Annotated in this window: 18 protein-coding genes; 9 read left to right on the top strand and 9 right to left on the bottom strand. The window is 51.7% G+C overall.

Features of this window, described 5'->3' with window-relative positions; genetic code table 11:
• Positions 1-66 precede the first annotated feature (66 nt).
• Positions 67-1134: an MFS transporter gene (locus tag CFI03_RS09280; protein ID WP_349292465.1), complete on the bottom strand. Its 1068-nt coding sequence runs from the start codon at positions 1132-1134 to the stop codon at positions 67-69.
• A 55-nt stretch (positions 1135-1189) separates the two neighbouring features.
• Here CFI03_RS09280 and CFI03_RS09275 point away from each other — a divergent pair, with 55 nt between their 5' ends.
• Together CFI03_RS09275 and CFI03_RS09270 are read left to right on the top strand one after the other, a co-directional pair.
• Positions 1190-2377, top strand: a complete 1188-nt coding sequence (locus CFI03_RS09275) for an NAD(P)/FAD-dependent oxidoreductase (RefSeq protein WP_248757165.1) — start codon at positions 1190-1192, stop codon at positions 2375-2377.
• Between the two features lie 11 nt (positions 2378-2388).
• Positions 2389-3243 carry an RNA polymerase sigma-70 factor gene (locus CFI03_RS09270; protein WP_248757164.1) on the top strand — a complete coding sequence of 285 codons (855 nt, stop codon included), beginning with the start codon at positions 2389-2391 and terminating at the stop codon, positions 3241-3243.
• Positions 3244-3287: 44 nt separating this feature from the next.
• On the opposite strand, the gene CFI03_RS09265 is transcribed toward CFI03_RS09270, so the two are convergent.
• A complete protein-coding gene (locus CFI03_RS09265) occupies positions 3288-4388 on the bottom strand; it encodes a Gfo/Idh/MocA family protein (RefSeq protein WP_127495958.1) in 1101 nt (366 codons plus the stop codon).
• A 231-nt stretch (positions 4389-4619) separates the two neighbouring features.
• Here CFI03_RS09265 and CFI03_RS09260 point away from each other — a divergent pair, with 231 nt between their 5' ends.
• Both CFI03_RS09260 and CFI03_RS09255 read left to right on the top strand, forming a co-directional pair.
• Positions 4620-5612, top strand: coding sequence for a Gfo/Idh/MocA family protein (locus tag CFI03_RS09260; protein ID WP_248757163.1), 993 nt, complete (start codon positions 4620-4622; stop codon positions 5610-5612).
• Positions 5596-6606: a helix-turn-helix domain-containing protein gene (locus CFI03_RS09255; RefSeq protein ID WP_349292464.1), complete on the top strand. Its 1011-nt coding sequence runs from the start codon at positions 5596-5598 to the stop codon at positions 6604-6606. The genes CFI03_RS09260 and CFI03_RS09255 overlap by 17 nt, the downstream gene beginning before the upstream one ends.
• A gap of 44 nt (positions 6607-6650) precedes the next feature.
• Here CFI03_RS09255 and CFI03_RS09250 read toward each other — a convergent pair whose 3' ends face one another.
• A complete protein-coding gene (locus CFI03_RS09250) occupies positions 6651-7169 on the bottom strand; it encodes a helix-turn-helix domain-containing protein (protein WP_248757162.1) in 519 nt (172 codons plus the stop codon).
• A 328-nt stretch (positions 7170-7497) separates the two neighbouring features.
• Here CFI03_RS09250 and CFI03_RS09245 point away from each other — a divergent pair, with 328 nt between their 5' ends.
• Positions 7498-8847 carry an MFS transporter gene (locus tag CFI03_RS09245; RefSeq protein WP_481857665.1) on the top strand — a complete coding sequence of 450 codons (1350 nt, stop codon included), beginning with the start codon at positions 7498-7500 and terminating at the stop codon, positions 8845-8847.
• 65 nt (positions 8848-8912) lie between these two features.
• On the opposite strand, the gene udk is transcribed toward CFI03_RS09245, so the two are convergent.
• From udk to CFI03_RS09215, 6 genes are all read right to left on the bottom strand, one after another.
• Positions 8913-9521 (bottom strand): uridine kinase, encoded by a 609-nt coding sequence (gene udk, locus CFI03_RS09240; protein WP_248757160.1) that lies wholly within the window; start codon positions 9519-9521, stop codon positions 8913-8915.
• A 53-nt stretch (positions 9522-9574) separates the two neighbouring features.
• Positions 9575-11200, bottom strand: coding sequence for a xylulokinase (locus tag CFI03_RS09235; protein WP_248757159.1), 1626 nt, complete (start codon positions 11198-11200; stop codon positions 9575-9577).
• Positions 11201-11222: 22 nt separating this feature from the next.
• On the bottom strand, positions 11223-12431 hold the full coding sequence (locus CFI03_RS09230; RefSeq protein ID WP_248757158.1) for an MFS transporter: 1209 nt from the start codon (positions 12429-12431) through the stop codon (positions 11223-11225).
• Between the two features lie 36 nt (positions 12432-12467).
• Positions 12468-13652: a class II aldolase/adducin family protein gene (locus CFI03_RS09225; protein WP_248757157.1), complete on the bottom strand. Its 1185-nt coding sequence runs from the start codon at positions 13650-13652 to the stop codon at positions 12468-12470.
• Positions 13653-13656: 4 nt separating this feature from the next.
• Positions 13657-15135 carry an aspartate aminotransferase family protein gene (locus tag CFI03_RS09220; protein WP_248757156.1) on the bottom strand — a complete coding sequence of 493 codons (1479 nt, stop codon included), beginning with the start codon at positions 15133-15135 and terminating at the stop codon, positions 13657-13659.
• A 279-nt stretch (positions 15136-15414) separates the two neighbouring features.
• On the bottom strand, positions 15415-16068 hold the full coding sequence (locus CFI03_RS09215) for a GntR family transcriptional regulator (protein WP_248757155.1): 654 nt from the start codon (positions 16066-16068) through the stop codon (positions 15415-15417).
• Between the two features lie 134 nt (positions 16069-16202).
• Here CFI03_RS09215 and CFI03_RS09210 point away from each other — a divergent pair, with 134 nt between their 5' ends.
• From CFI03_RS09210 to CFI03_RS09195, 4 genes are read left to right on the top strand one after another with little or no spacing between them, the layout of a single operon-like run.
• Positions 16203-16583 (top strand): GntR family transcriptional regulator, encoded by a 381-nt coding sequence (locus tag CFI03_RS09210; RefSeq protein ID WP_127495949.1) that lies wholly within the window; start codon positions 16203-16205, stop codon positions 16581-16583.
• Between the two features lie 51 nt (positions 16584-16634).
• Positions 16635-17408: a hypothetical protein gene (locus CFI03_RS09205; protein WP_248757154.1), complete on the top strand. Its 774-nt coding sequence runs from the start codon at positions 16635-16637 to the stop codon at positions 17406-17408.
• Positions 17408-18688 (top strand): hypothetical protein, encoded by a 1281-nt coding sequence (locus CFI03_RS09200; protein ID WP_248757153.1) that lies wholly within the window; start codon positions 17408-17410, stop codon positions 18686-18688. The genes CFI03_RS09205 and CFI03_RS09200 overlap by 1 nt, the downstream gene beginning before the upstream one ends.
• A gap of 13 nt (positions 18689-18701) precedes the next feature.
• A complete protein-coding gene (locus CFI03_RS09195; RefSeq protein WP_248757152.1) occupies positions 18702-19934 on the top strand; it encodes a hypothetical protein in 1233 nt (410 codons plus the stop codon).
• The last annotated feature ends 2 nt before the right edge of the window (positions 19935-19936 follow it).

The raw sequence follows: 19936 nt of genomic DNA, 5'->3' as shown, positions 1-19936 counted from the left end.
TCGAGAAAAAAAACAAGCCAACCCGATTAAAATCGGGTCAGCTTGTTCCAAATTTTTATTAACTTATCAATGCGCTTCGGCCTGGTCGACATGCTTCAGATGTTTATGGTTGAACGCAATGAGGATAACGGCCAGGATAACAAAGCCGCCGCCGATATAGAACGGGGCATGGAAATCGAACCATTCGGCGAATTTGACCGCGTAATACGGAGCAAGCGCGCCGCCGATGAAGCGAAGGAAGCTGTAAGCCGCGGAAGCGGTTGGCCGTTCGACCGGAGCGGCGTTCATAACGGCTGTCGTGATAAGGGTATTATTGTTGCCAAGGAAAGCCCCTGCAAGAATAACCATGCAGATGACGACCGCTTTTTCCGTTGTCCAATAGCCCATCGCAAACAAGGTGCAAGCGAAGAGAACAAGCTGAATGCACATTGATTTAATTGTGCCCGAACGTCTTTGCAGCTTAGGAGCCATAAAGACGGAAGTGAATGCCAGAAGCAGACCCCAGCCCAGGAAGACATAACCAAGTCCGTGAACGTCCAGATGATGAAGATGGCCAAGCACCAGCGCGGCATACACGAGAAGAGTAAAGAATCCGAAGTTGTAAAGCGCCGCGGAAAGGCCAAAGATCAGAAGGGCGCGGTGCTTCAAGGCACGGAACGGATCGAGTATGGAAGCTTTCTTTTTCACCGCAGGAGCAGCAGGAGTTTTGGCCTTCGGCATCATGAAGGTGATCAAGCAGAAAGCGACAATCATTAAGCAGGCGACGCCGTAGAACGGGCTGCGCCAAGAGATGGCGCCAAGCTCTCCGCCAAGAAGCGGGCCTACGGAGATGCCTAGACCTACGGCAACCTCAAACAAAATAATCGATTTGGCAACGCCAACGCGGGACAAGGAGACAATGGCGGACAGCGCGGTTGCGACGAAAAACGCATTGCCAAGACCCCAACCGGCGCGCAGCCATACGATGGACATGACATTGTCGACGCTTCCGGCAAGCGCGGAAAATATAGCGATGAGGACGATACCGGCAAGCAGCATTTTTTTCGTGCCAAGCTTGGAGGAAATAACGCCGGTTACCAGCATGGCTACGGCCATGACGGCATTGTAGCTCGTAAAGAGTAAATCCGGTGTCACAAACAAAGACCTCTCCTCGTTCTATTTGCAAAAGCATATAGAGGAGAGATCATCTATGACGGAATGGACAGTGGTTGTCATTGGCGGCGGGTATGCGGGAATTCATGCGGTAAAAGCGGTTTGGAAGCAGTATAGCGCTCATGCGGAAGGACGGAAGCTTCGCCTTCTATTATTGGATCCGAATCCTTACCATCTGCGCAAGGTGCTCTTGTTCAAGCCGGCGGTAGGGGCTGACAAGATTACGGTACCGTGGAAGCAAATTTTGCCGGAAGCGGCCGAACACGTACAAGGAAAAGCACGGCATGTGCATGCGGATGAGAAGGTGCTCGAATATGAAGATGCGGAAGGCAACTCCGTATGGCTTGCTTATGACACTCTGGTTGTTGCGGTTGGCAGCGTAGCCCGCGAGACGGAGTCCGGACTTGGGGGCATATCCCTTACGGGAATGGAGTCGGCTGTCCGAATCAGGGAAGCATGGGGCTATAATATGCAGGCTGCAAGGGTGGAAAACAACGCGGAGGAACGCCGTCGCCTGCTTACGGCAGCCGTGGCCGGAGCGGGAATTACCGGCATTGAGACGGCCTCGGAGTTAGCGTACGCCATGAGAGAAGAAGCAGCCAGACAGGGACTTAACCCCGAAGAAATCCGGGTCCATCTGCTGAATGCCCAGGATCGTTTATTTCAGGAGGGACCAATGAAGGCAAGCCGCAAGCTGGAGGAGGAGCTGGCGAAATGCGGCGTATCCGTGCATCATCGTTGCAAAGCGGTACGAGAGGAGAACGGCAATCTCATGCTCTCAAGCGGTGGGGCTCTGCCGGTTGGCCTTACGGTTTGGACGCTGGGTCTTGTTCCGAATCCGGCTATTCGCAGCTTTGGACTGCCCGTAACGAAGGATGGCAGGCTTATCGTGGACGAATGCTACCGCGTGAAGGATGCCCGTGGTGTGTATGCCATTGGGGATTGCGCGTTTATCGTGGACCCGGATAACGGTGAGGCCGCCCGAATGACCTGCAAAGAGGCGATTCCGCAGGCACAGCGATTAGGCAAAATCATTGCGGCGGACCGGAACGGCAGCGAGGCTCCCCGCCATAAACAGGTGATGGATGGCTTTACGATTGGACTTGGTCCGGGACGGGGAATGACATGGACGCGCAAATGGGGGCTTGATATAATCATTTCGGGAAGTTTATCTTACAAAATCAAACGTTTCGTCTGGGATTACGCGAGTATGCTGAAATCATAAGGAGACGTCATATGATTGAGCTGTATGAACGTTATAAAGGCTTGTTGTTGAGCCTTGCTTACCAGTTAACCGGCTCGGCCGCCGATGCGGAGGATGCGGTTCAGGACGTATTCTTGAAGGTGCAGAATATGAACCCGGATAAGCTGCACGAGCCCAAAGCGTATTTGTGCAAAATGATAACGAATCGATGCCTGGATCAGCTTCGTTCGGCAAGGGTTCGCCGGGAGCAATACGTCGGTCCTTGGCTGCCGGAGCCAATAGCACAATACTACGATGACGGACTGGAGGAAGTGGTTCGCCATGACCTGCTGTCCTACGCGATGCTTGCTCTGCTCGAAAGGCTGTCGCCTTCGGAACGGGCCGTATTCGTTCTGCGCGAAGCGCTTGGGTTCGATTATCCCGCTATTGCCGAATTAACGGAAAAAAGCGAGCAGAACTGCCGCAAGCTGATGAGCCGGGCCAGAGCAAAGATTGGAATAACGGAAGAAGAGCTGCAGGCTGGCGGTACAATCGAGCAGGCGTGGATAAACCGGTTCGTAGCGGCCTTATCCGAAGGCGAGGTCGACACCGTGCTGTCCATGCTGGCGGAAGATGCCGTGCTTATCTCCGACGGAGGAGGCAAGGCGTCGGCGGCTGTCCGGCCAATCGAATCAAGGGAGCGCGTGGCGCAGTTCCTGCTGGGCATTTTCCGCAAATCCCAGATTACGAGCCATATGACGGTAGAGGTAAAGCCGCTAAACGGGGAACCCGCCTTCGTATTCCGGCAGGAAGGAATCGTGGATTCGGTTGTATTTCTTGACCAGCGCGAAGGTCTTCTTCACCGGTTGTTTATCGTCCGCAACCCGGATAAGCTTCACAATGTATAAAAAACGGTTGTGCTTGTTGAAAACAGGCACAACCGTTTTTTTATTTATTTCGCTACTTTTTCGCGATTGAGGTATACCGTCTCGCCAGTGCGGGCGGATTCGTAAATCGCTTCCAAAATTTCGGTTACGACAAGAGCTTGCTCGGCTTTTACAACCAGATCCGTATCGTTCAGGATCGCGTTGATCCAAGCTGCGCATTCCACGTCGATATCGCGCTCCGAAGCGCCGTCATAGAACGCTACGCCGCCGGCGGAAAGGTCGATTTCTTTAACGAACAGACGGCTGTTCTCTTCGCCGTTGATGCGAAGGCCGTTCTTCATGTCCGCGCCGCCTTCCGTACCGCAAAGCGTACATTTTGCTTCGTCGATATCAAGCGTATTCAGCGCCCAGCTTGCTTCAAGCGTGATCGTTGCGCCGTTCTCCATCTTAATAAAGCCTACAGCGGAGTCTTCTACCGTAAATTTCGCAGGATCCCATGGGCCCCAAGCGTTAGCGGCATTTTCTTTCGATCCAAGCTTATGGAATACGGAGCCCGTAACGGAAACCGGCTTGTAGTTGTCCATCATCCACAGCGTCAGGTCAAGCGCGTGAGTACCGATATCGATAAGCGGTCCGCCGCCTTGTTTCTCTTCGTCGAGGAATACGCCCCAAGTCGGAACCGCGCGGCGACGGATCGCATGAGCGCGTGCATAGTAGATTTCGCCCAGCTCGCCTTGCTCGCAAACCTTTTTGAGGACTTGGCTGTCCGGACGGAAACGGTTGTTGTAACCGATGGTCAGCTTTTTGCCCGTGCGCTTCGCGGCATCCAGCATAGCTCTTGCTTCAGCAGCCGTCTTAGCCATTGGCTTTTCGCACATAACATGCTTGCCGGCTTCAAGGGAATCTATCGTAATAAAGGAGTGCGAGTCATTAGGCGTTAATACATGCACAACATCGATCGACGGATCGGCAATCAGCTCGCGGTAATCCGCGTATACTTTCGAGCCTTCAGCGCCGTATTTTTGGGATGCTTCTTCAGCGCGTTCCACTACAACGTCGCAAAAGGCAACGATTTCAACATTCTTGTTCTTGCTGAGTGCAGGAAGATGCTTGCCATTCGCGATACCGCCGCAGCCGATGATGCCAACCTTCAGTAATTTACTCATGTCCAGCCTCCGATTAATTGGATTTATATAAAAAGGTGTTTATGCCATTACTATAGGTTTGACCGATATTTAGAGTCAATAAGGCTATAAAAAAGTTCTTGTCTGTGTCGTATAATTATAGTCAGAATGTCTTTATGTTCTAGTTTTACTTTGGTAAATGGTGTGCTACCTTAGAAATAAGTCGCAAATATGCAGTTATCCCAAATAATCGGTCTGAGGAGTGGAAGTTATATGATTAGAGTCGCAATGTTAAGTTATTGGCATGTTCACGCATGGGATTACACGAGAGAGGCGCAAGCGCATCCGGATACGGAAATCGTAGCGGTATGGGATGAAATTCCGGCTAGAGGCGAAGAAGCAGCTTCCAAGCTGGGCGTTCCTTTCTTCTCCAATCTGGATGAACTCCTCGCCCGCGAAGGTATTGACGGAGTGATCGTGGACGCGCCTTCCAATATTCACCGCGAGGTTATGGTCAAAGCCGCTCAAGCCGGCAAGCATATCTTTACGGAAAAAGTGTTGGCGCTTACAACGAAGGAAGTTAACGAGATCCTGGCGGCAGTGGAAGAAGCGGGCGTGAAGCTGACCGTATCGCTGCCAAGACTTAACGACTGGTATACGCCTTCCATTCAGAACGTGCTGGAATCCGGCATTCTGGGCAAAGTTACCTTGACTCGCGTCCGCTTGTCCCATAACGGCGCAACCGCAAACTGGCTTCCTGAGCATTTCTACAACCTGGAGCAATGCGGCGGCGGCGCACTGATCGACCTTGGCTGCCATCCGATGTATTTGACTAGACTGTTCCTTGGCGAAATGCCGGTTCAGGTTCAAGCTTCGTACGGTTACGTTACCGGCAAAGACGTAGAGGATAACGCGGTATCCATTCTCACGACGGCCGGCGGCGCAATCGGTATCGTGGAAGCGGGCTTCGTAAATGCCCATTCGCCATTCACGATCGAGATTCACGGCACGGAAGGCTCGCTCTTGTACGGTACGCCGGAAGACCGCATTCTGGTCCGCAGCAATAAGAACGGCGAATCGGAGTGGACGGAAGCGGATAAGGCAAGCGGCCGCATCAAGGCATTCGAGCAATGGGCTGACCATATCCAGAACAATACGGTTGCGGCAGAGAACATCCGCATGGCGCAGGATCTGACGGCGCTTATGGAAGCATCTAACCGCTCGGTTGCTGAGAAGCGGGCTGTACGTATTGAAGAAATCCGCTAATACGATGACTGGCATGGGTGAACGGGAGCAGATCGTGGAGTCAGACAGCAAGGTAAGCGCAAGACCGTATCCTTATGCCATTATGAAAGAAAAGATGGACGCGCTCGAACGGCTTGATCTGCATTTCAGATGGGGACGTTACGGGATCAGGGTGCTCAAATGGCATCTGACCACCTTTAAGCCCGGACAGCTGATCAAATTCCACAAGCATTCGGAGTTTGAATTCCACTTCGTGCCGCGCGGCAAAGGAACGGTCACCTTGATTGACCATATTTACAAGCTGAACAGCGGCATGTTTTATTTGACCGGTCCCGGCGTTGTGCATCAGCAAACGGCGGATAACCGTTCCGGCATGGAAGAGCTGTGCCTGCATGTGGATATCACGCGTCTGCCGGACGGAGAGGGACGGGAAGAATGGGGCTCGGAGTGGGAAAATAAAGAGTCGGAAGCCTGTATTCAGGCGCTGACCGATTTTCCGCTTCGCCCGTTTATGGATCAGCATGATGCCATGACATGCTTCCTGCAGGCTTACATGGCTTGGCGATCCGGCGAGCTTGGGGCTTATACGACGATCCGCCAGTCCTTGATTCAAATATTGCTGCGCGCCGCCAAAGCGACCGTTGACCGGGATGGCCAGCAGATGCTTCCGGCACGGGATATACAAGCGCATCGCTTCGAGATGGCGCAGCAATATATTTACGACAATTACGCAAGACCGCTGACCCTGCAGGAGGTTGCGGACCGGATCCAGATCAGCACGAGGCAGCTGCAGCGCGTCTTTCACCGATACGGGGTTAGTTCCTTCAGCAGCTATTTGGAGGATTTCCGGCTGCAGCGCATTTGCGAGGAGCTGGTCGAGACCTCGAATACGGTGGAGTCCATCGCGGTCAACCATGGTTTTACGAATACGAACTACCTGTTCCAGGTGTTCAAGAAAAAGATGGGGATGACACCGCTCGCTTATCGTCAACGCCATCAGTTAACGAGCGTATAAGAGCAAAGGACAAGCCGGAATTGGCTTGTCCTTTTTTGGTTTTTTCATCCAATGACGGCCATTTCCTTCTTGTATTGCGAAGGCAGCATGCCGGTCCATTTCTTGAACGTCTTCGTAAAATGGGCCTCATCGTAATACCCGACTGCCTTGGCAACGGAATGGATTTTCATATCGCTGGCCTGCAGCAGCGCTTTGGCCTTCTCGATCCGGTATTGATGGACATAATCGAGAAAGTTAACGCCAAGCTCCTGTTTGAACAACGTGGAAAGATAGGTGCTGGAGACAAACAAAGCCTTCGCGACTCCGGCCAAAGTCATCCCGTGATCGGCATAGGAAGCTTCGATGGCTTCCAATGCCTGCTGAACCTTGCGTTTTGGCATGCGATGCGGGTTCAAGCTTAGCTTGCGATACAATTTAGAACCTTGGTTAAATTGCTGCTCCAAAGCCTTTAACGCTTCTTTATAAGAAAAATACAGCTGCTGTACATTTGGTTTGGGCAGGCCGAAGGTAACGCTAGCGATTATTTTCAAATATTGCTGCTCCAAATTTTTTACTTCTTCCATGGCTCCCGAAAGACAATTTGTAAGATGATCAAATAAGTGCTTCATTTCTTCATACGGTAATTCATTCAATGGTAAAGCTGAATGGTTGAGACGGAGATGTTCCTCTTCCGCAACGAACAGCTTTGGCATAACATGCCTCCTCACCGCTTATGGAATCGATTACATTTCACTCTTTACTATAAATTGTAAATGGAAAAATGGCTATGCCCAATGTTTTAGCTTTATAGCGTTTTAACGTTCTTCGTTTTTTTGCGGCGGGGGTGAAACCTTGCTTCTGCTTTTTTTGTGTTATACTGAACAAAGTAAAGTAACTTCGCAGAGAAACAAGGTGGACAACTTGAATGACAGAATCGTAATGCCCGTGTGGATGCTGGGCTTGTTTGTCGTGGTCATGAATACGACCATGTTTAACGTCTCGGTGCCAAGTATTATTAACGATCTCGGAATCACTTCGGATCTTGGCTCATGGATTGTATCCAGCTATTCGATTGGATATGCCCTGTCAACGGTGATCTACAGCCGCTTGTCGGATATCGCTCCCATACGCAGGCTGGTAGCGATTGGGCTGCTTATATTGGGTCTTTCTTCGGTGCTTGGAATTTTTGCCCATAATTTCGCTCTTCTGCTGACGGCGCGGATTCTTCAATCGGCGGGAGCGGGGACGATGGCCGGACTTGGGCTTGTATTAGCCAGCCGCTATATCCCGGTTGAACGAAGAGGCCGGGCGATCTCGATGATCGCGGCCGGCAGCGCAATGGCGTTTGGTCTTGGGCCGATTGTAGGCGGCGTCATCAGCGAATATTTTGGCTGGAACGGCTTGTTTGTGGTCACTTGCCTGGTGCTGGCTATATTGCCGGTCTTGCTGAAGCTGCTGCCGAAGGAAAATCCGCAGCCTGCCAGCTTTGACTATTGGGGGGCCGCATGGACCGTCATTAATGCGACTTCCTTACTGATTGCGGTAACGCAACAGTCCGTCATCTGGCTTCTAGTCAGCGTGATTACGATTGTAATTCACGTGCTCCATATCCGGAAGGCGAAGGGCAACGGAACCTTCGTGAATCCGGAAGTGTTCCGCCAGCCCGGTTATATCCGGCTGCTTGTGGTAGGCTTCTGCCTGCTTATCATTAACCTGGGAAACCTGTTCCTGATGCCGCTTGTCCTGGCGAATCTGTTCCATAAATCGGAGATGCTCATTGGCTTCCTGATTGCTCCGGGTGCTATTCTATCGGCGGTATTAACGCCATTTGTCGGGCGCTGGCTGGACCGGTACGGCAATGTCCGGTTCCTGTTTATCGGGACAGCGGTCTTGACGGCCGTAATGGCTTTGTTTATGACGGCTCTAGGAAGCTCGCCTTTTGTTATCATGTGCGGGTATTTGCTGTTCTCGCCGGCATTCTCGGCAACGCTGGCCTCTCTCAATAACCAGACCTCCAGCATTTTGCCACGGCATTTGATCGGCTCCGGCATGGGGATGATGCAGCTTATTCAATTTTTCGGAGGTTCCTTGTCGGTGGCCATTTGCGGACTATTGCTCCATAAGATGAGCAGCATTACGCTGGAGCACGCCTATAACCATGTCTATCAGCTGCTCTTCATTTGCCCGATCATAGCGATTGGGATGTTAGGCTGGTATTACTCGTCTTACCGGAAAAGGGTACAAGCTCAAAAGCTTGTTTAATGTTTTCGTCCATGCCAATCTCGTAGAAAAGGGCTGTCCCAAAGCGGGACAGCCCTTTCGTATGTTTAGAAATATTTCTCCATAAGGATGGACAGCATCTGAATGCCTACTTCGTTCTGTCCGCCTTCGGGAATAATGATGTCGGCGTATTTTTTGGATGGCTCGATAAAGGCTTCATGCATCGGTTTAACCGTCTTCAAGTATTGATCGTGAATCGATTGAATGGAGCGGCCGCGCTCTTCAATATCCCGCAGCACGCGGCGGAGGATGCGCACATCGGGATCGGTGTCCACAAACACCTTGATATCGAGCATCGCGCGCAAATTTTCGTCGGACAACACATGAAGTCCTTCTATGACAATGATTTTGCAAGGTATGAGCGCAACCGTCTTATCCTTAAACCGGGAGTGGTTTGGAAAATCGTAGACCGGAGCTTCGGCCGCCTGCCCGGATTTCAACTGCTTCAAATGCTCGATTAAGAGCTCGTTGTCAAAAACAAGAGGATGATCATAGTTCAGACCTTCGCGCTCGGCAAAACTCAAATGCGGATGATCCTTGTAATAATTATCTTGCGAGATAAAAGTGACCTTATCTTCGCCAAGCCGTTCAATAACGGAGCGTGCTACCGAGGTTTTCCCCGAACCGGTGCCGCCAGCGATACCAATAATAAGCATAGTTGTTCTTAAAGCCCCCTAAATGTGTAAAGCCCGTCAATTCAAGTATTGTATCATAGCGAGGCACGAAAAACATCTGCATGGCCTTTGAGATTATTTAGGATGCCGAATGCTTTTTTATTTCGGCTGTACAAGGACTTGAATACCCCAAAGTACGTATCATAGATAGCTTTGTTCCGGGGATTGGGCGTATAGGAGGCGCGTACCCGCACGAAAGATTTGGCTGCGTCCAGGTCTGGAACGATGCCAAGTCCAACGGCCGCGGTAATGGCTGCCCCGATGGCACCGGCATTTTGCGGACTGTCAACCGTCTCGATCGTCCGTCCCAAAATATCGGCGAGGATCTGGCAGGTAAGCGGGGCAAGCGCGCCGCCTCCGACAAAACGGATCGCCCGGGAGGTCGTAATCTTCCGGTCTTGCGCTTCGAGCTGCCACCTTAGATGGTAACAGATGCCTTCCAGCACGGCATGAATGAGCTCGGTTTTCCCCGTTTCAATGCTGATGTTGAAAAACAAGCCCCGTGCGTGCGCGTCCTCAAACGGACAGCGGTTGCCATGCAGCCAAGGCGTAAAGATAACGCCGTTGCTGCCCGCGGGCACGTCTTTGATCGCATGCATCATGTAATCGTATAGGCTGCGGTACATCGTTTCCTGAGAGTCGGATACTTGTTTTTTCTCCAAATAGATGCCGATTTCATCCAAGGCCAGATGGTTTTTGACCCATTCCAGGCATTTGCCCGCCGTCTCCAGCTCGCAGAAATAATGATAATGCTTCGGCCTTGCTCCTACAATGGAAGCGATCATGCTGCCCGCATCGATAATCTGACGGTTCACAACCGTCGATACCCAGCCGGATGTACCCAGGTAAATATGCGTATCGCCTTCCGCAACCGCACCGGCTCCCACGCCGATAAGAGAGGCATCGCCTCCTCCGCCGAATACGGGCGTGCCCTCCGTAAGCCCGAGCTCCGCGGCAGCCCCGGCGGTTAATAATCCAGCCATTGCCGTGGACGGAATCACCTTCGGAAAATGCTCGTTCCGGACGCCGAACATCCGGCACATTTCCTTGCTGAACCGGTTGTTTCTCGCGTCGTACAGCAGCGTGGCATAAGCGGTGTCCTCGGTCATGACAAATTCGCCCGTACATTTGAAGAGCAGATATTCCTTGACGTCCAGCCACTTGTGAACGCGGCGGAACACCTCGGGTTCATGCCGCTGCACCCACCGGTATTTCCAGACGGGATCCTTGACGCTGGCCGGAACGGCGCGGGTGATTGCAAGCGACTTAAGCAGCTTGAATACATTGGCCCCGGCAATTTGAATGCCGTGCCTGATTCCTTTGCGGTGCTCCTCGGCAGCCCGGGTATCCATGTAGCTCATTGCTTTGCGGACCGGCTCGCCTTGTTCGTCGACAAGCACTAGACCTTGCATTTGGGCGCAAAAAGAGATGCCGCTAATATGCGAGGCTGGGATGCTGCTCGTCTCCAGCACCTGCCTTGTTGTTGCCCTCATCGCCTGCCACCAGTCCGCCGGATCCTGTTCCGCGCCGCCATTGCCCAGAATCGTAAGCTCATAGCCATGCAGAGCGCTGGCCACAAGCGACAAGGAGGGGGACAGATGGTAAAGACAAGTTTTGACGCCGGAGGTTCCTATATCGTAAGTGAGCACGTAAGCACTCATTTGCTGCACCCGCCTTTACCTTTTACATGGACTGATTGGTATCTTCATCCTTGGCCTGGTAGGCCGATTCCGGAATGCGCAGCGTAACGGGAAGCAAAGCGGCCGTCAGCACGACAAACAGCAGCATCGGCCAGACGATAGACTCCAGTGCTTCGTTCAGAACTTCAAACAAATAAACGAAAGCAATGCCGGAAACCTGCCCCATCAGCAAAATCATGCCAAGCGAAGTGCCTTCCCGAACGGGATAAGCAAGCTCCGAGCCATGCTGGAACAAGATCGGAGCAACGCCCATAATGGCGAAGCCCGCAAGTCCGGCAATAACGGTTACCGGAATGAATTGTTCCGCAAAGGTTAATCCCAAGTAGGCAGGAATGAGCAGCGTAATGGCCGCGATAAAAAAAGGCGCCCGAATCCGGTGTCTATCCGACAGGATCGGCAGAGCAATTGCGCCAATAATCCCGGCGACGATAAATACTGCGCCAACAAGTCCGGCTTCCTCTGATGTAAATCCCCGGGGAATAAGGATCGTTTCCAGAAGGGTAAGAATCGTGTTGAAGATGCCGATGCAGATAAAGCTGACGAGCAGGATAAGAAAATAGCTTTTGTTCTCGATGAGCAGACCAATCGATTGGAAGCGTAATACCTCTTGTCTGGGGGCGGAATTGGGCAGGGAAGCGGGAGGTTTCACGAAAACAAACGCAGCGGCGAGACCTGCGGCAGCAATCGCAAACGCCGCGAACCACATAAACAGGTTGGGGATGCCGGAAGCTTCCGCGATTGCGGGAGCAAGCGCCATCGGAACGATAAATCCGATATACTGGGCAAGCGTCAGAATGCCGGCTGCCGTAGATCTCTCCCGAAGCGGGAACCAGTCCGAGGCTACTTTCGTAGCGATATTAAGCAGGAAGGGCTGCCCGATCGCCAGAATGAACTGAAAGATCAGGACAAGCGTAAAATGCTCCGCATACAAGGCGCGCAATAAGCTAAATACGGCAGTCAGACCTGCGCCGATCAGAAGGGAAGCTTTGTAGCCCCATTTGTCTATGACCCAGGAGGCGGGCATGGAGAATAAGATAAACATGATCATAAAGCTCATGGAGCATAACGTGACGGACATGCTGCCGACGCCGTAATAGTCTTCCGCCAAGCTCGAGATTGGCGCGAGGGAGAGCCACATCATTTCGGTCGATACGATAACCGGGACGATCGATAAAAGAATGATCCATTTCATGAGGAAGATTCTTTTAATAACAATTCCACCTTTCGGCTAGGAGGTCGCTGCAGCCTGCTTCGAATATTTTTTCAAATACACCAATCGCATTAACAGGCTTTCCAGGTAATGTATAGGCTTGACTTGGCCAAGCAGCTTAGCTCCGATATGAGCCTTGCCGTTTTTCTCTAAAACCATTCCTACGGCTAGAGCATCGTCATAGGTAGCGCCGCAGCATAAAGCGCCCTTTCCGCGGATCAGCACGGCTGAGGAACTTTTGAGAGCAGCGGTTACCTCGGAAGGGGAGAGCGCAGCGTTTCTTGCCGAGGTGCCGATCAGCTGGGCAAAGTCGTCAAGCAGCGGCTTCAGCGGCTGCCCGGTCTGGGACAATGCCGTAATCTCCGGAATGCCGCTCCAGCGAATATGGTTAATCTGATTATGCGTACGGTAGATTTGCTGGTAGACCCAGGCTTCGTCCGGCATGGCGGCATCCAGCTCTTCATACCGGCCAAGGAGCTCGAAGCCGGAATCGTCATACAGCAGGAAACCATCCTCGGTCCTTCTGCTGTGATACAGCATCCGGGAAGCAGGTTCCGGGGAAGAGCAGCTCAGCCCAAGCGCAAACCGGCTTAACGCGGCCGCATCGGCTTCTTGCTCGCCAGTCAAGCTTTTGTAAGTACCCTCGATATATTGAAGGCAAGCCTGATCCAGCTCCAGGGCGGCTTCGAAGGCTTCCGTATCGTTGGCGCCGTAACAGACGGCACCATGGTTTTTCATGATAATCGCTTTGTTGGTGGTAAGAGTAAGCGCTTTAGCAACGTTGCGCTGCAGCTTCTTGGTACTCGGGAGCGCGTAAGCCCCGCATAATACCTGTCCTGCCAGCAAGCCGCTTGTAATCGGAACGGCATCCACATTGCAGGCGCTGATGACGGATGCATACTCCTGATGAGTATGGATGACGAAATGGGCATTGGGAAAACGTTTGTAGACCTCGGCATGCACGCCTTTCTCGGAGGAAGGCTTGATATTGCCGCTATAGCTGCAATCGGAGATTTCCACGGTAACGATATCCTCCGGCGTTAGCGAGCGGTAATCCCGGCCGCTTGGCGTAATGACGAACCGGCCGCCCTCGATGCGGTGGCTTACGTTTCCCCAGGTGCGGGCAATCAGACCGGTTTCCATCAGTTTGATTCCGGCTTCGATAACACGCTGCTTGGCTTCCTCGGTAGCTGTCACGGGCATCCTATTATCCCTCCAATAAGGCTACATGGCTGAAAATACGGTCAAAGCGGACAAGGACGTCGTCAATCATTTCTTCCGTGTAAGCCCCGCTGGTGTACAGCCGGCTGCCTGCCAGAGTTACGATCCCTTCGGCCATGTAGGCCGCGCCCATATGCTCCATCTCTCTTTTCCGTTTGGACGTCTCCGACAATACCTTCGGAATTTGCCAAGGCTTCGACCAGTTGATGGAAAAATGCATCGTGCCTACCGTCTCGAGGTGGCAGATCGATCCTTGGTTAAAAGCGACAAACGGCAGCTTGTATTTGCCGATTAAAGCCTGCAGTCCTTCGGTCAGCCGGTCGGCCATCCGGCCGGATCTCGGGATCGCGTTCGTCCGTTCAATCTCGGATAACGTGTAGTAGCCGGCTACGCAGCTGAGCGGATTCGCTGCCATCGTACCGCCGATTAGCGCCTTCTTATGCTTGCTTCCGGCTTCAATGCCCGCGGACAAATATTTCATGTATTCCTTCTTGCCGCCGAGGCCGCCAGCCCCCGGATAGCCACCCGCAACGACTTTGCCGAAGACCGTCAGATCCGGCGATACCCCGTAATAGCCCTGCGCACCGGACATTCCGATACGGAAGGCCGTAACCACCTCGTCGAATATAAGAAGGGCGCCGTATTTACGGCAGAGCCGCTCCACGCCTTTATTGAAATCCGGGTCAACCGGCCTTGTGCCGCTCTCCGGTCCAACCGGCTCGATCAGGACGGCTGCCGTGCCGCCGCGCAGCTGATTGAAGCGGAGCTTTCGTTCCAGATCCTCCAGATCGTTCGGGAAAAACTCCTGGGTATGCTTGAAGATATAGCGGGGAACGCCCTGCGCTTGCGTCCATTTGGATCCGGGAATGCGGATGCCGTAGGCCAGCTGGTCGCTCCAGCCATGATAAGCGCCGCCCATCTTGATAATCTTTTTCTTCTTGGTTGCCAGACGCGCCACGCGGATAGCCGCCATGCAGGCTTCCGTGCCGGAGCCCAGCATGCGGAACATTTCGACGGAGTCGATGCTGTCGGCGATTTTTTTGCCTAGTTTATATTCGTATTCGTGGAAAAGTCCGGTGGAGGGGCCGCAATCGTTCAGCAGCTCGATGACCTTCCGGCGCACCTCGGGCGGGTTGCTTCCGAGCACCGTCGGGCCACCGGCCTGGAGAAAATCATAATAACGGTTGCCGTCTGCGTCGTAGAGGTAAGCGCCTTCGGCTTTCGTAAATACAAGGGGGAACGGATAGTTAAAGGCCAGGTTATGCTGGACGCCGCCGGGAATAATCTCCTTGGCAACGTCTATCATCTCTTTCGATTTCGCGCATTTCGCTTCAAAATAATCCTCTTCGTATTTCTTCAAAGCATCGGGTCTAATCGAATAAATCGGCTGATCAATGAGCCGGTCCAGCTGGCTTGTCACGGCCTTTACATCGGGGTAGCGGGAAATCGAAAAAGTCCTCTCCATATGTACCCTCCTACAGATAGTGGTCACGCAAGGGGTAGAGAAATTATAATTCAAGTATATATAAACGGTTCGCAAGAAGGAACCAGTTTAGGTAATATCTCACAAAAATATTTAATAGAATTAATGCTTTTCTACTAAGGAACGATTACCAAGGTTTTCTTCATAATCGAAAAATAACACCATAAGCCGATAAGCAATTTGTTGTTTGTAATCGAAAGGTTGAATATTTGTAAAAGAAATAAAAAAACCGGAGGCCGTTAAGGCTTCCGGTTTACGGGTCTATCTCATCAATCCGCCGAGGATGAACTGCTCATGGACATCGGCGTATTGCTCCGTGACAGCGGCCTTGGCCGCTGCGATATCACCGTTCTTAACCGCTTCGTAAATCCGGCGGTTCGTTTGAACGGAGCGGCTTGGCTGGTATTGCGGGTATTTTTTGCGGTAGGCAACGGTATGGAAGACATACCGCCCGCGGTACAGCTCCATAATTTGCAGCATGCTCTCGTTATGAATCGTCCGGAGAATCGCTTCGGTGAACAGAAGGGTATGGTTGTAATAACCGTAGTAATCGCTTTGTTCCAATGCCAACTGCTGCTGCTCGAGTAATTGGCGCATCGTATCCACATCGAAAGCAAGCTGGCGCTTTAAGGCCGTGTCCAGCGCGAACAGCTGCATAGAGACTAGAACTTCATACATTTCGCTGAAATCATGGGCGGACACTTCCTTAACCATTACCCCCCGCCCGCGAAAAGTTCCCACAAGGCCTTCCCGCTCCAGCAGGGAGATGGCTGCACGGATAGGGGTCCGGCTCATGCCAAGCAGTCCGGCAAGCTCATTTTCCGATAACATGGAGCCGGGCATATATTCCGCGCGCATAATCCGCTCCCGAATTTCACGATAAGCGACCGTTTCCAGAGAAGTTGAAGACATCATGATCTATTCCTTTATCTGTTTTTAGTTTAATAGTAACAAATGTCCCGAAAATACTGCAATGAGGAAGATAACCTCCAAGTGCCCCTTGCCAACTCATTGTATTACTGCCATAATACAGTCATAGCAGGAGGCAGGTGAGGGTATTGCTGACGTTTCAGGATTTGCAGTTGAATAATAAAATGCCGGTCTATATGCAGATTGCCCTGCATGTGAAACGGCGTATTTTGCTAAAATGGGCCGTATCCGGCGACAAGCTTCCTTCGAGAAGGGATATCGCGATGCAGCTGAACATTAATCCGAACACCGTTCAGAAGGCGTTTAAGCTCATGGAGGATGAAGGCTACGTCCGAACGAGCAGCACTACGGGAAGCGTGATTTATCTGGACGACGAGATATACGGCCGGATCGAAACCGAGCTGACAAAGGAAATGGTGGCGGCGTTTATCGCGGAAGCCAAGGAAGCGAATCTCTCGTTCAAGAAAACCGTGGAGCTTCTAACGGAGTTGTGGGAGTAAGTTTTTTATAGAGTCATTGTATTAGTCGATTAATACAGGAGGTGCTGGCAAATGAAAGGTTTGTACCGGCTGCTTAATATTCAATTCGCGTCCATGCTGCCCGTTTTGTTGATTCTGACGGCGGGGATGATCGTGACGCCGTATCTTCTGCTGCAATCCGCGGTGGAGAAATTAAACGAAAATTCCGTTCATCCAAGATTCGAGAGTTTATATGCTACAACCGGCTGCAAGACGGCGTTGTTCGCGTTTATTGCCGTGTTCTGCGTTTATTTTCTCGTGAAGCAGTACAACGCGTATTGGGGAAGCAAAAGCATCTATACGTACTTGACCCTTCCGGTAAAGCGCGAGGCGTTTTATTGGAGCAATCTGATATCTTTTACGATTGGGCTGCTGCTGCTTTTTGCGGGTCATTTGCTGGCGATCCGCTGGGGGTACTCGGCGTATGCGAGTCATATCGGCAGCTATGCGGATGGCAGGTTCGTGATGCATAACGGGTTGTTCCTCGCTTTTATCCGTTCCAACTTCCTGAAGGTTTTATTGCCCATTAGCATCGGCGGCTGGGTGGCTTCGGTCAGCATGCTTGCAAGCCTGGCAACCGGACTCTATTATGCGTTCCTGTGCGAACGGGGCAGACGGCATTGGTACATCATTCTCGTCATTGCCGCGGGGTGGATCATGAGGCATATTCTGAACGCTCAGATTGCCGCGCCGGATTTGGATTGGACAGTGGCAAAGCTGTATGCGTATAGCATAGCCCTGTTTTTATTGAGCGGTTTCTTCATCTGGCATAGCATGAGGCTGGTCCGGAGAGGGGTTATCGCCTGATGTCGCGTTTAGACAAAACAATATCGCGCCATGCGGCCCTTCCGATATTCATTCTGGCGCTCTTTCTGATCGCGTCGCAATACATGCTGGTTCATGCGGACAAGGATAACGGGGTTTTTTATTTAAAGGATCATGAGGGAGACCAAGAAGCGTTGTCGGATGTGTCCATCAGCGGTGAACTCGGAGACGGCTTTCACAGTACCCGGTTTAATCTGGTTAATGGAGAGGTAACGACGAATACGAAGCTGCTTGATCCGCCGCGGGCGGTTTGGTACAACAGCACGCAGCCCGATAAGTTAAAAGGGAAGTGGAAATTTGACAACGTCTTTTCGCCGGACTCGATAACGGCTAGAGACCCCGAGGACCCAGGATCATACTGGCAAGCGTCGGTACATTCGAATATGACCGAGTATGACGAGAACAAGCAGCCGAGAAAGGGCAATGGCGCTACTTACACGAACCGGCTTGAATACGGGCTGGCCAACATTGGAGACCAGTACTACTTCGTCGTTCCTTCGACAAACAGCTATGCCGGTACAAGCGGAATCTATCGATTAAACTTTATTAACGGCAGGGATTATCGGGGGGAATTGCCGGCATCGGAGGCCTTGGCTACCTTCAGTCTTGATAAAAACAAAGGTGACGGCTCCTCTGAGATACAGGTGCTTGGACTCGAAGCGGTTGGCGACAAGCTTGCATTAGTGCTGGAGGAAGATCATAAGCTGGTGATCCGGAGCTACGACGGCAAGAGCGGAGAGCGGTTAGGGGAAGCGGCCGTAAGCGGCTTTTCCATTTCGGGATCCGATAAGGCTCATGGCCGTTCGTTCTATGAATCCTATGAAGCGTATTCGGATTCCGACAGCGGCAGGTTAAGCCTGGCGTTTATGAGCGGTCCCGACCAAGGACAAGTGAGCAAAACAATATGGAGCTTTGATCTTGCGGACGGAGTAAAGCTGCTGGACGAAACAGCCGTCAGCTACCCGGACGATATGGAGTCCAACCTGCGCAACATGAAAAGCATTCACTATATGGACGGCAAGCTGTATGTCATCTATCAGTCAACGGAAACAAAGGATCAGAACGATATCTTGTTTGATATGGCCCGCCCCAAACACCTGATGATAAGGGTCTACAAGGCAGCGAGGCTTCAATATGAAGGCGAGCTTGTAACGGACCGGAACCAGGACAGCAACCGGGTCGCGCATCTTTCAACCAGTTATAGCTATGATCCGACGTATAACAGGGAATTTGATCATATTCGGATCCGGCCAGCGGAATAAGGAGGGATATACGATGATGATTGTTCGGAAGCTTTCCCGTCATCTTGCGATTCCCACTGGCATAATTGCCATCCTGCTTATTGGGTTCTTTTCCTGGCTGAACCATGCCCACCAGAATGCGGGGACCTTGTATATAAAAGATCATTTTGGCGACCGGTCGGCAATTGACCCGATTAGAATCTCCGGAGATATTAGCGACCAGTATGCGAGCACGGCGTTTGAGATAAACAAGGGGAAATTAACGAAGCATACCGAAGTGTACGATCCTCCGTTACTTCTGCCGGATCATTACAAGTACGTTAACGGGGGCAAAAAAAGGATAGACAATCTGGAGTACGAGGTACACGGAGAAGGCGCGTTTTACGTCTTGTATACCGACAAGAACTTGTTGAATGTTAAGAATAACGGCAAGTCCTCGCTTGTCTATACGAAAATTGCGAAAGCGAATGCGGACGGCAATTATGTCAATCCACTGGAATACGGACTCGCAAAGGTTGGAGATCATCTGTATTTTACCGTGCCAACTGCGGCGGACAGTACGGGCACAAACGGCATTTACGAGCTTTCTTTTGCAGAGGAAGGAACGACCCGGACGGTGACGGAATTTAGTCTGGACCAGAATAAAAAGAGTGCCTCCCTTGCCGTGCTTGGACTAGCGGCAGCGGGCGACAAGCTTGCGCTTGTATTGAAGGAGAACGGGCATGTCGTCGTCAGAGGTTACGATCCGGTAAGCGGGAAGATGCTTGGCAATATCAGGCTTGATCCACCCGGCAGCGTGTATTCGGATCAATACGAGGCCTTTACCAATGATAAGGTGTTGAATCTTGTCTTTCAGAACAATTCCGTTCAAACGGATTATGATACCTTTTATCGCAAAACGGTATGGAGTATCGATTTTCGCAACGGCATGCAGCTTGCGGATGCAACCAATCTGGACTATGCAAGCACCTGGAAGGATTATTATCGCAGCCGAATGAACATGCAATACCTGGACGGAAGGCTGTATTTGGTTTATACGTTTACGGAAGCTAGACCAAAGGATCGGTTTGAAGGGTACCTGCCTATTCATTTAATGATAAGAGCGTATAAGGCGAATCAGCTTCTTTACGAAGGCGAGCTGGTATCGGATTTGAACGATGACCTGGTTAATACCTTTAACTGGCCGGAAGGAGAGTCTTATGATCTCCAACTCTACGACTATCGTTTATTCGACCATCTGAAGCTTGAGCGGGGAAAGGGGGAATAGTT

The sequence above is a fragment of the Paenibacillus sp. ATY16 genome, assembly GCF_003399985.2.
Taxonomy (GTDB): Bacteria; Bacillota; Bacilli; order Paenibacillales; family Paenibacillaceae; genus Pristimantibacillus; species Pristimantibacillus glycanilyticus.
This window is presented reverse-complemented; position numbering and strand designations above follow the sequence as displayed.